At 57.4% G+C, this 12026-nt stretch carries 11 protein-coding genes; 7 read left to right on the top strand and 4 right to left on the bottom strand.

From position 1 onward, the window contains the following. Positions 1-36: 36 nt before the first annotated feature. Positions 37-1275, bottom strand: coding sequence for an MFS transporter (locus ACWGZX_RS10250; protein ID WP_223519411.1), 1239 nt, complete (start codon positions 1273-1275; stop codon positions 37-39). Positions 1276-1759: 484 nt separating this feature from the next. On the opposite strand from ACWGZX_RS10250, the gene ACWGZX_RS10245 reads away from it, so the two are divergent. From ACWGZX_RS10245 to ACWGZX_RS10235, 3 genes are read left to right on the top strand one after another with little or no spacing between them, the layout of a single operon-like run. Beyond that, positions 1760-3199, top strand: coding sequence for a cytochrome ubiquinol oxidase subunit I (locus tag ACWGZX_RS10245; protein ID WP_452628226.1), 1440 nt, complete (start codon positions 1760-1762; stop codon positions 3197-3199). A 3-nt stretch (positions 3200-3202) separates the two neighbouring features. After that, the gene (cydB, locus tag ACWGZX_RS10240; protein ID WP_452628225.1) at positions 3203-4210 is read left to right on the top strand and encodes a cytochrome d ubiquinol oxidase subunit II; all 1008 of its coding nucleotides are present in this window, start codon (positions 3203-3205) and stop codon (positions 4208-4210) included. Between the two features lie 57 nt (positions 4211-4267). After that, positions 4268-4435 carry a DUF2474 domain-containing protein gene (locus ACWGZX_RS10235; protein ID WP_452629000.1) on the top strand — a complete coding sequence of 56 codons (168 nt, stop codon included), beginning with the start codon at positions 4268-4270 and terminating at the stop codon, positions 4433-4435. Between the two features lie 67 nt (positions 4436-4502). On the opposite strand, the gene ACWGZX_RS10230 is transcribed toward ACWGZX_RS10235, so the two are convergent. Next, positions 4503-5627, bottom strand: a complete 1125-nt coding sequence (locus ACWGZX_RS10230; RefSeq protein WP_452628224.1) for a methyltransferase — start codon at positions 5625-5627, stop codon at positions 4503-4505. A 178-nt stretch (positions 5628-5805) separates the two neighbouring features. Then, positions 5806-6516 carry an autoinducer binding domain-containing protein gene (locus tag ACWGZX_RS10225; RefSeq protein ID WP_452628223.1) on the bottom strand — a complete coding sequence of 237 codons (711 nt, stop codon included), beginning with the start codon at positions 6514-6516 and terminating at the stop codon, positions 5806-5808. Positions 6517-6860: 344 nt separating this feature from the next. Here ACWGZX_RS10225 and ACWGZX_RS10220 point away from each other — a divergent pair, with 344 nt between their 5' ends. Beyond that, complete coding sequence (locus tag ACWGZX_RS10220; protein WP_223519421.1) at positions 6861-7637, top strand: ferredoxin--NADP reductase; 777 nt, start codon at positions 6861-6863, stop codon at positions 7635-7637. 45 nt (positions 7638-7682) lie between these two features. Here the strand turns inward: ACWGZX_RS10220 and mscL are convergent, their stop codons facing one another. After that, a complete protein-coding gene (mscL, locus tag ACWGZX_RS10215; RefSeq protein WP_046028605.1) occupies positions 7683-8096 on the bottom strand; it encodes a large-conductance mechanosensitive channel protein MscL in 414 nt (137 codons plus the stop codon). Positions 8097-8381: 285 nt separating this feature from the next. Between mscL and katB the strand changes: the two genes are divergently transcribed. The 3 genes from katB to radA are packed head-to-tail and all read left to right on the top strand — an operon-like array spanning position 8382 to position 11938. Beyond that, positions 8382-9923: a catalase KatB gene (gene katB / locus ACWGZX_RS10210; protein ID WP_452628999.1), complete on the top strand. Its 1542-nt coding sequence runs from the start codon at positions 8382-8384 to the stop codon at positions 9921-9923. A gap of 59 nt (positions 9924-9982) precedes the next feature. After that, the gene (locus tag ACWGZX_RS10205; protein WP_452628222.1) at positions 9983-10525 is read left to right on the top strand and encodes an ankyrin repeat domain-containing protein; all 543 of its coding nucleotides are present in this window, start codon (positions 9983-9985) and stop codon (positions 10523-10525) included. A 45-nt stretch (positions 10526-10570) separates the two neighbouring features. Next, positions 10571-11938: a DNA repair protein RadA gene (gene radA, locus ACWGZX_RS10200; RefSeq protein WP_008040321.1), complete on the top strand. Its 1368-nt coding sequence runs from the start codon at positions 10571-10573 to the stop codon at positions 11936-11938. The last annotated feature ends 88 nt before the right edge of the window (positions 11939-12026 follow it).

Genomic DNA, 12026 nt, shown 5'->3' with positions numbered 1-12026 from the left:
TGCACCTGGTCGGCAAATTTATGCCAGCAACCTGCTTCAGACCTTCACTTCTTCCACCGGCACATGCATGCGGTCGCGGTTGGCCAGGCTCGGGAACAATTTCACCCAGACCCCGGTCACCACCAGCGTGCCGATCCCGCCCATGACCACCGCCGGTACGGTGCCGAACCAGTGGGCGGTCAGCCCGGATTCGAACTCGCCCAACTGGTTCGAAGCGCCGATGAACAGGCCGTTCACGGCGCTGACCCGGCCACGCATTTCGTCCGGGGTTTCCAGTTGCACGAACGAGGCGCGGATCACCATGCTGATCATGTCTGCCGCGCCCAGCACTACCAGCACGGCAAGAGAGAACCAGAACGAGGTCGAAAGGCCGAAGGCGATGGTGGCCACGCCGAACACACCGACTGCCGTGAACATCACACGTCCGACGTTGCGCTCAACCGCAAATCGCGCCAGGAACAACGACATCAGTAACGCTCCGACTGCCGGCGCTGAACGCAGCAGGCCCAGACCCCACGGGCCGGTGAGCAGGATGTCCTTGGCAAACACCGGCAGCAACGCCGTCGCGCCACCGAGCAAGACCGCAAACAGGTCCAGAGAGATCGCCCCGAGAATGTCCGGGCGACTGCGAATGAAGCGGATGCCCGCCAGTAGCGAATCCAGCGTCGCCTTGCCCTTGTTCAGCGGCGTTTGCCGGGCCGGCAGGTTGAGCATTAGCACACAGGCAATGATGTAGAGGATCACCGTCGGGCCATACACCCAGACGCTGCCGAAGGCATAGAGCAAACCACCGAGCGCCGGAGCGACGATGGTGGCTGATTGCTGCGCAGATTGTGCGGCGGCCACCGCACGGGGAAACAGCGCACTGGGCACGATGCTGGGCAACAGGGCTTGAGTAGTGGGCATTTCGAAGGAGCGCGCGGCACCGAGCAGGAACGCGAGGATGAAGATCATTTCCCGGGTGACCTGATCGGTTGCACTGCCGATGGCCAGCGATAGGGCGATCAGCGCTTGCAGGGACTGGCAGATCGCCGCGACTTTGCGCCGGTCATAGCGGTCCGCGACGTGCCCGGTGTGGAGCATGAACAGCACGCGTGGCGCAAATTCCACCAACCCCACCAAACCCAAATCGAGCACGTTGCCGGTCAGCTGATACAGGTTCCAGCCAATGGCCACCGTGAGCATCTGGAAACCACTGGCGGTAAACACCCGGGCCAGCCAGAACGCGAGAAACGGACGGTGGTGACGTAACAGCAAGGGCTCTTGGTTGGGCATCTGCGGGGAAATCTGGGAGAGGGGAAGGGCGAGGTTATCACCAGCCTGTAATCAGAAGTTGCAGTTGCCGTAAATTTAGTTAGCTAGACACCGATCTCGAAATCGCCCAAATCCCCCTGTGGGAGCGAGCCTGCTCGCGAAGCGGTGTTTCAGGCAGCATGAGTATTGATTGATACGCCGCCATCGCGAGCAGGCTCGCTCCCACAGGGAAAGTATCGCGGCGCATGTCTGCGGCCATGAGGCAACTTGTCACGCGGCAAAAGACCACGCGGTTCATGGCCAGAAATGGGACTACTCTTTCAACGTTGATTGATCCAGATCAAAACCCCAAAAGGAATTGATCCGACGGCCATTTGGCCAGACTCCCTGCGTTGTGATGCTAATAAAAACAGAACGAATTTGAATTCACCTCACTCCATACCCGTGGGGGCCGATGGGTGCAGGCTTCCAGCCAGCAGCCGTATTACCTGACAGAGGAAGACTTATGTTCGGTTTAGAGGCACTTGATCTCGCCCGAATTCAGTTCGCGTTTACCATCTCGTTTCATATCCTGTTCCCTGCCATCACCATTGGCCTGGCGAGTTACCTGGCGGTGCTCGAAGGTTTGTGGCTGAAAACCCATAACGATACTTACCGCGACCTGTATCACTTTTGGTCGAAGATCTTTGCCGTCAACTTCGGCATGGGCGTGGTCTCCGGGTTGGTGATGGCTTATCAGTTCGGCACCAACTGGAGCCGCTTTTCGGACTTTGCCGGTTCGGTGACCGGGCCATTGTTGACGTACGAGGTGCTGACCGCCTTCTTCCTGGAAGCCGGCTTTCTGGGCGTCATGCTGTTTGGCTGGAACAAGGTCGGGCGCAATTTGCACTTCTTCGCCACGGTCATGGTGGCCATCGGCACCCTGATCTCGACCTTCTGGATTCTGGCCTCCAACAGCTGGATGCAAACGCCGCAGGGTTTCGAAATTGTTAATGGGCAGGTGATTCCCACCGACTGGCTGGCAGTGATCTTCAACCCTTCGTTTCCCTACCGCCTGATGCACATGGCGACGGCGGCGTTCGTGGCCACGGCGTTTTTCGTCGGCTCTTCGGCGGCCTGGCATCTGCTGCGTGGCAAGGACAACCCGGCTATCCGCAAGATGCTGTCGATGGCCATGTGGATGGCCTTGATCGTGGCGCCGATTCAAGCGGTCATCGGTGACTTCCACGGGCTCAATACCCTCAAGCATCAGCCGGCGAAGATTGCGGCGATTGAAGGGCATTGGGAAAATCATGGCGATGAACCGACCCCGCTGATCCTGTTCGGCTGGCCGGACATGAAAGAAGAGAGAACCAAATTTGCCGTCGAGATTCCGTACCTGGGCAGCCTGATTCTCACTCACTCGCTGGACAAGCAGGTGCCAGCGCTCAAGGAGTTTCCGCCTGAAGACCGGCCAAATTCGACCATTGTGTTCTGGTCGTTCCGGATCATGGTCGGCTTGGGCATGCTGATGATCTTCACCGGTTTGTGGAGCCTGTGGCTGCGCAAACGCGACAAGCTTTACACCTCGCGACCGTTCCTTTACCTGGCGTTGTGGATGGGGCCGTCTGGCCTGATCGCGATCCTCGCGGGTTGGTTTACCACCGAAATCGGTCGTCAGCCGTGGGTAGTCTACGGTCTGATGCGCACGGCGGACGCGTCCTCCAACCATAGTTTCGTACAGATGAGCATCACGCTGATTCTGTTCGTTGTGGTGTATTTCGCGCTGTTCGGTGCCGGTCTGGGCTACATGATGCGCCTGGTGCGCAAAGGGCCGAAGATCGACGAAGGCAAGGAAACCAACGACGGTGGTCCTGGCCAGAAACGTACACCGGCTCGTCCGCTCTCTGCGGCTGACGATGATGGCGCCAGTGACCACAGCCCTAGCCTGACCAAGGAGATTTGAGTCATGGGTATTGATCTTCCGCTGATCTGGGCCGTGATCATCATCTTCGGCATCATGATGTACGTGGTCATGGACGGTTTCGACCTGGGGATCGGGATTCTCTTCCCGTTCATCCCCGGCAAGACCGACCGTGACGTGATGATGAACACCGTCGCCCCTGTGTGGGACGGTAACGAAACCTGGCTGGTACTGGGCGGCGCTGCGTTGTTCGGTGCCTTTCCGCTGGCCTATTCGGTGGTGCTCTCGGCGCTGTACCTGCCGCTGATCCTGATGCTGATCGGGCTGATCTTCCGTGGCGTGGCCTTCGAGTTTCGCTTCAAGGCCAGGGACGATAAGCGTCACCTTTGGGACAAGGCCTTTATCGGTGGCTCCGTCACCGCAACCTTCTTCCAGGGTGTGGCATTGGGGGCCTTCATTGATGGGTTGCCGGTGGTCAATCGCCAGTTTGCCGGTGGTTCACTGGACTGGCTGACACCGTTCACCCTGTTTTGCGGCTTGGCGCTGGTTGTGGCTTATGCGTTGCTCGGTTGCACGTGGCTGATCATGAAGACCGAAGGCAAGCTGCAAGAGCAAATGCACGATCTGGCCCGGCCGCTGGCCTTCGTGGTGTTGGCGGTTATCGGCATCGTCAGCATCTGGACGCCATTGGCCCACGCCGAAATCGCCGCTCGCTGGTTCACGCTGCCCAATCTGTTCTGGTTCATGCCCGTGCCGATTCTCGTGCTGGTGACTATGTACGGTTTGATCCGCGCCGTCGCCCGCAATGCGCACTACACGCCGTTCCTGCTGACGCTGGTGCTGATCTTCCTCGGCTACAGCGGTTTGGGCATCAGCCTGTGGCCGAACATCGTGCCACCGTCCATCTCGATCTGGGACGCTGCTGCACCGCCGCAAAGCCAGGGTTTCATGCTGGTGGGCACGTTGTTCATCATCCCGTTTATCCTGGGTTACACCTTCTGGAGCTACTACGTGTTCCGCGGCAAGGTGACCCACGAAGACGGTTATCACTAGGGCACACGATGACGGCGCAGCGCTAAGACCTGCGCCGCTTCAGAGGAGATCACGATGATGACGGGCAAACATTCCTTGCAGGACATCGAAGCCGCCGAGAAGAAGCCGCTGTGGCAACGGCTTGGATGGCTGGCCCTGATCTGGGTCGGTAGCGTCGGCGCCCTGTTTATCGTGGCCAGCCTGATGCGCATGTTCATGAATGCTGCAGGTCTGACCACGCACTGAAGATCCCATCCCGTTGCCTTGGAGGCACGGATTTACAACCCTCCTGCATGGAGGGTTTTTTTCGGGCTTATTTGCGGGCTTTGAGAATCACGAATTTTGGCGTGGCGGCCACTTGCTCTACACCACGGAACAGTCGGGCAAGCTTGCTGTGGTAACCCAAGTGACGGTTGCCGACGATATACAGCGCACCGCCCACCACCAGCGCCTCTCGGGCCTGCTGGAACATGCGCCAGGCGAGAAAGTCGCCGACGACTTGTTGCTGATGGAACGGCGGATTGCACAACACCACGTCCAGGGATTGAGATTCCTGCCCCGCGAGGCCATCGCCGGCCCGCACAATGACTTCTCTGTCACCGAGTGCCGCGCGCCAGTTTTCGGCGGCCGATTGCACGGCCATGTACGACTCGTCCACCAGCGTGTACTGCGCCTGCGGGTTTTGCAGAGCACTGGCGATGGCCAGCACGCCATTACCGCAACCGAGGTCCGCGACTCGCGCATTGCCGAGGTTCTTTGGCAGGTGTGGCAGAAAGGCCCGGGTGCCGATGTCCAGTCCTTCGCGGCAAAACACATTGGCGTGGTTCAGCAGTTCAATGGCCGGTTCATCGAGTTGATAGCGCGAAGGGTAGGGGGACACGACAGGGGCTTTTGCTTCAGGTGTGGAGATCAATAGCCGAGCCTTTTTCACCGCCAAAGAGGCTTGCACCGGGCCGATGTAGCGTTCAAGCAGATCACCGGCAGCACGTGGCAGATGCTTGATCATCGCCGCAGCAATCACTTGCGCGCCCGGCGCCAACTGGCCTTGCAGGCGAATAAGCTGTTCTTCCAGCAACGCCAGGGTTTTCGGCACCCGGAGCAAAACCCGGTCAAACGGGCCGCTGAATGCTTCGCTGGCGGGCACGCTCGGCACCGCGTCAAACGGCAGGTTGTTACGGATCAGGTTTTTCTCCAGTCCCTGAAACGCCAGAAACGAGTCGCCACTGCTGATCACCCGGACCTTGCCTGCGAGGCTGGCGGCCAACGCGCCAAAACTGTCGTTCAGCACCAGTACCCGAGTCTCGGCCGAGGGGTGTTGTTCGGCGAGATGGTTGAGCAGGTATTCGTCGGCCGCATCGAAAGCTTGCAGCGGTTCGTTCTGCTGTTCTGGCTGACGGATCAGATCGAGTTGGGCAAAGGGCGTTTCGAGCAGGGGCATGAGACGGGGGCTCTGGGTAGTCAACGGGTGTGGTGTCCCGCTGCCGGAGGCGTTGTAGCGGGCGGGGCCGTCCGAGTGCACTTCATCGTGAGGTTATAGACGACATCACTCAGGGGACCGCAAATGGTACGTTTTTTTCTGTTGGATTACTCGTAGGTTTTCCGGGCATGGTGTGGATTCAGATGGCCCCCGTCCTCACAGCCTTTATCACCGCTGCAATCTTGTTGTTCACGCCAAATTTCTGGATTGCACTGTGCACGTGGAAATTGATGGTGCGTTCACTGATGCTGAGGATTCTGGAGCATTCATAAGCCGTCTTGCCGTCGGCTGACAATTTCAAAATTTCGATTTCACGTGTCGATAAATGGGGGGCGCATGCGTTCGGCAGGCAATGACGCAGTTTTTGCGCCACGTGCCCATGCAACTGGTGGTTGATGAAAATGGCGTAGCCCAGATTTTCATAAAAATCAGAGGAAGTGATCGGGGTGTTGCTTCTGGCCAGGCTAAACATGCTGCGAAGACCGCTGTCGTCATGAATCGATTGTGACCAGCCATATTGCAGGCCTAGTGTTTTTTGCGCCTGCCTAAGCTGAGGCGCCTTTGAGAAAACCTCATCCTCCCAAAGAATCGGCAGTTCTGATTGCTTGCAATGAGCCAGTATTGGATCTACGTCACCGAAATGGTCATGGTCATATTTCGTATTCCATTCGAGCGGGTAGTTGTTAAAACCTACTGTGTCGCGATGATGCGCTTCTGCGGGGGACGTAATTGAAAAAGCACAGAAAGTGAAGCCAAGACTCTGAACGAGATTGAGCGAAATTTCATACGCAGATTTAATTTCCTTGGCGTTGGATATTTCTTTTAACTGTGATTCCTTCCACATTTTCATTGCAGTAGCTCCATGCGGATATCTTGGGGGTGCAAATTGGATCCGCGATCCAGCACGTGCCGAGTGTAGGAGTAATTACTGACACATGCTGCAATTATTTTGCTCTTGATGATCTTTGAAGGTGTATGTCTGGTTCTTAGAAATCAACAGCCCAGCAAAACTCAGTCACATGGCGCACATCATTCTATTTGTCGTTTTTTTTACGAATTGGTGCATGTCGTTAGCATTATAAAGTCGGCTATATAACTAACAGCGGATCTCATTTCCAAAGACACTACAAATCACCAGTGTTTACATCGTCTGCTTTGCGCGACACTGGTGAGGTCAGTTCAATGGAGCGACCCATGACCGCCAGTGCCGATAAATTCACTCGCCAAACCTTGCTCGACGTCCAGCCGTTAACCCCGAACCTGTTTACCCTGCGGGCCACCAGGGATCCGGGTTTTCGTTTCAGGTCAGGGCAGTTCGCCCGGTTAGGTGTAACCAAGGCCGATGGCAGTACGGTTTGGCGTGCCTATTCAATGGTGTCGTCGCCCTTTGACGAATTTCTCGAGTTCTTCTCCATTGTCGTACCAGGAGGGGAGTTCACCAGCGAGCTGAGTCGCCTGGAGGTCGGTGATACGTTGCTGGTCGACCGCCAGGCATTTGGTTATTTGACCCTTGATCGTTTTGTTGATGGGCGTGATCTGTGGTTGTTATCCACAGGCACCGGCATTGCCCCGTTCCTGTCGATCCTGCAGGACTTTGAGGTCTGGGAGAAATTCGAGCGCATCATCCTCGTCTACAGCGTACGCGAAGCCCGGGAACTGGCGTATCAGGCGCTGATCGCCGAGTTGGGGCAGCGCGATTATCTGGTCGAAAACGCCCATAAATTGCAGTTCATCGCCACCGTCACTCGCGAACAACATCCCGGCGCCCTGAGCGGGCGGATCACTACGCTGATCGAAAATGGCGAGCTGGAGCGGGCTGCAGGCGTGGCGCTGACACCTGAGCACTCGCGGGTCATGCTTTGCGGTAACCCGCAGATGATCGATGACACGCGCAAGCTGCTCAAACAGCATGACATGCACCTGAGCCTCAGCCGACGGCCAGGCCAAGTGGCTGTGGAAAACTTTTGGTAAAAAAAACGGCGCCTCACGGGCGCCGTTTCTAGTTGTAACCAGCGTTCATGGCCGATTGTTCTGGGCCTTGAGCAAATCACGGATCTCGCTCAACAACTCTTCTTCCTTGCTCGGGACCGGCGGCAGTGTTGGGGCTGCGGCCTCTTCGCGCTTCAGTTGGTTGATCGCTTTGATCCCCATGAAAATCGCTAAAGCGACAATGACGAAGTCAATCATGCTCTGGATGAATTTGCCGTAAGCCAGCACCACGGCCGGGGCATTGCCTTCGGCAGCCTTGAGCGTAATGGCCAGATCACTGAAGTCCACCCCACCGATCAACAAGCCAATGGGCGGCATGACCACGTCGCCGACAAACGACGTAACGATCTTGCCGAAGGCTGCGCCGACGATGATACCGACCGCCATGTCGATCACATTACCTTTGACCGCGAAGGCCTTGAACTCACTTATCACGCCCATAGGTTATTTCCTTGTTACAGATGAGGTTGGTAAACGCAGTGTAAAGCAGCAAAACGGCTCTTGCTTGAAACACCTTATTACAGTGCGCGTGATTATCGACCTGTCTGCCGGCAATTAGTTTGCAAAGTGCCAGCAATCGCGCACGAAATACGCGCTAACTGGCTGATCAGCAAAATAAATTTCTGAATCATCACGTTGCGTTATTTCTATTTAAGCTTTACCGCTTTGGCCTCTAGCCTCGGGTCAGCGCACTGGGAGTGCGCCTCGAAAACAGAGGAACCTGATATGACTTCAACCATTGGAATTGGGGCTTTTCCCCATCGGCGTACCCTTGGCGTTTTAACCGCCAGCCTGCTGTCCTTCTCCGTCCATGCTGCCAACCTGACCCGGGATAACGGTGCTGCCGTGGGTGATGACCAGAACTCACAAACCGCGGGTGCCACCGGCCCCGTGCTGTTGCAGGACGTGCAACTGATTCAGAAGCTGCAGCGCTTTGACCGTGAACGTATTCCTGAACGTGTGGTGCATGCTCGCGGCACCGGGGCCCATGGCACCTTCACCGTGACCAATGACCTCAGCGACCTGACCAAGGCGAAGGTATTCGCTGGTGGCCAGAGCACACCGGTGTTCGTGCGTTTCTCCGCCGTTGTTCATGGCAACCATTCGCCGGAAACCCTGCGCGACCCTCGCGGTTTCGCCACCAAGTTCTACACCGCCGACGGCAACTGGGACCTGGTGGGTAACAACTTCCCGACCTTCTTCATCCGCGACGCAATCAAGTTTCCGGACATGGTCCACGCGTTTAAACCAGATCCGCGCACCAACCTCGACGATGATTCGCGACGTTTCGACTTCTTCTCCCATGTCCCTGAAGCCACTCGCACCCTGACCGAGTTGTATTCCAACTCTGGTACTCCCGCCAGTTACCGGGAAATGGACGGAAACGGTGTACACGCCTACAAGTTAGTTAATGCCAAAGGTGATGTGCATTACGTAAAGTTTCATTGGAAGAGTTTGCAGGGGAACAATAATCTCGATCCGAAGTCGGTCGCAAAAGTTCAAGGCCAAGACTACAGTCATATGACCAATGACTTGGTTGCACATATTAACAAGGGTGACTTTCCGAAGTGGGACTTGTACGTTCAGGTTGTAAAATCTCAAGATCTGTACAAGTTTGATTTCGATCCATTGGACGCAACCAAGATCTGGCCCGGAGTTCCGGAACGAAAAATTGGACAAATGGTTTTGAATCGTAATCCTGCAAATGTCTTCCAGGAAACCGAACAAGTTGCCATGGCGCCGGCCAATCTTGTTCCCGGTATCGAGCCATCGGAAGATCGTTTATTGCAGGGGCGAGTATTCTCCTACGCCGATACGCAACTCTATCGTCTGGGCGCCAATGCGCTGCAGTTGCCGATCAACGCGCCAAAAGTTGCCGTGAATAACGGTAATCAGGACGGCGCGATGAACGTCGGCCACAGCAGCACGGGCGTGAATTATCAGCCGAGCCGTCTGATGCCCCGCGAAGAGCCGCAAGCCGCGCGTTACAGCCAATCGGTGCTGACGGGCAGCACCCAGCAGGCGAAGATCCAGCGCGAGCAAAACTTCAAGCAGGCCGGTGATCTGTATCGCTCCTTCAGCAAAAAAGAGCGAAACGACCTGATCGATAGTTTTGGCGGTTCGCTCGCGACAACCGATGACGAGAGCAAGCACATCATCCTGTCGTTCCTTTACAAAGCCGACCCGGAATACGGGGCAGGCGTGACCAAGGTGGCCAAGGGTGACATGAGCCGGGTCAAGGTGCTGGCGGCCAACCTGGTCGACTGACCGTGTTTGCCTGAAAAGCGGGACCTCGGGTGAGGTCCCGTCGAGCCAAGGAGCTTGCGATGCGTAGTTATCTGTTTCTGTTACTGGCGTCGCTATCGACCAGTGCCTTTTGCGCCACGACCGAAGATTCTGCGGCGCTGTCCGCTCAACTGCAGGATTACTACTTCGGCGCCGCCCGCCGTGGCGATGTGCCAATGCTCGATACGTTCATTGAGGCTGGATACTCACTCGAAACCCGCGACAGCAAGGGTTACACCGTGCTGATACTGGCGGCCTATCACGGCCAGACCGCCGCAGTGGACCGCTTGCTCGCCGCTGGCGCGGATGCCTGTGCTCAGGATCAGAGAGGCAATACGGCATTGATGGGGGCGATTTTCAAAGGTGAAGTCCAGATCGCCCGCACCTTGTTGGCGGCCCATTGCAGTCCCGACCAGCGCAACGGCGCAGGGCAGACTGCCGCGATGTACGCCGGACTGTTCAAGCGTGCCGAGTTGCTCGACGCTCTCAAGGCCAAAGGGGCGGACCTGGACGCCGAAGATCCATTGGGCAACAGCGCCGCGCGTCTGGCCAACGGTGAAATCCGCACCGCTGCGCCGCGCTGATCGACGTCAGCTGAGCTATCATCGCGGTTTTTGCCGGGAGTTCAGATGGCCAAGGCCAAACGCATGTACGGCTGCACCGAGTGTGGCTCAACCTTCCCAAAGTGGGCTGGCCAGTGCGGCGAGTGCGGGGCCTGGAACACGCTGACTGAAACCATGGTGGAAAGCGGTGGTGCCGCTGCCCCGAGCGGTCGCACCGGCTGGACCGGCCAACAGGCTCAGATCAAGACCCTGGCCGAAGTCAGCGTCGAAGAAATCCCGCGCTTTTCCACGGCCTCCAGCGAACTCGATCGGGTGCTGGGCGGTGGCTTGGTCGACGGTTCGGTGGTGCTGATCGGCGGTGATCCGGGCATCGGTAAGTCGACCATCCTGTTGCAGACCTTGTGCAACCTCGCCAAGAGCATGCCGGCGCTGTACGTCACCGGCGAAGAATCGCAGCAGCAAGTGGCCATGCGTGCCCGCCGGCTGGGTTTGCCGCAGGATCAACTGCGGGTGATGACCGAAACCTGCATCGAAACCATCATCGCCACGGCCCGGGTGGAAAAGCCCAAAGTCATGGTGATCGACTCGATCCAGACGATCTTCACCGAACAATTGCAATCGGCGCCGGGTGGTGTCTCTCAGGTTCGCGAGAGCGCGGCTTTGCTGGTGCGTTATGCCAAGCAGAGCGGCACCGCGATTTTCCTGGTGGGCCACGTGACTAAAGAAGGCGCACTGGCCGGTCCTCGCGTGCTGGAGCACATGGTCGACACCGTTCTGTATTTCGAAGGCGAATCCGATGGGCGTTTGCGTTTGTTGCGTGCGGTAAAAAACCGTTTCGGTGCGGTCAACGAATTGGGTGTGTTCGGCATGACGGACAAGGGCCTGAAAGAAGTCTCTAACCCTTCGGCGATTTTTCTCACCCGAGCTCAGGAAGAAGTCCCAGGCAGTGTGGTCATGGCGACGTGGGAAGGGACACGGCCAATGCTGGTGGAAGTTCAGGCATTGGTGGACGACAGTCATTTGGCCAACCCGCGCCGGGTCACGCTGGGGCTGGATCAGAACCGTCTGGCGATGTTGTTGGCGGTCTTGCACCGTCACGGCGGCATTCCGACCCACGATCAGGACGTGTTCCTCAACGTGGTCGGCGGTGTGAAGGTTTTGGAAACCGCTTCTGACCTGGCGTTGATGGCGGCGGTGATGTCCAGTTTGCGCAACCGACCATTGCCGCATGATCTGTTGGTGTTTGGCGAAGTCGGCTTGTCCGGCGAAGTACGCCCGGTGCCAAGCGGTCAGGAACGCCTGAAAGAAGCCGCCAAGCACGGCTTCAAGCGCGCCATCGTGCCCAAGGGCAATGCGCCGAAAGAGGCGCCACCGGGGTTGCAGATTATTGCCGTGACGCGTCTGGAGCAGGCACTCGACGCCTTATTCGAATAAACCACAATCCCTGTAGGAGCGGCGGTGCGACGATCCGACTTGCCCGCGATAGCGATCTGTCATTCAACGATGATGTTGAAAGTGAAAC

It is taken from the genome of Pseudomonas sp. CLCA07, from assembly GCF_053615335.1.
This window is presented reverse-complemented; position numbering and strand designations above follow the sequence as displayed.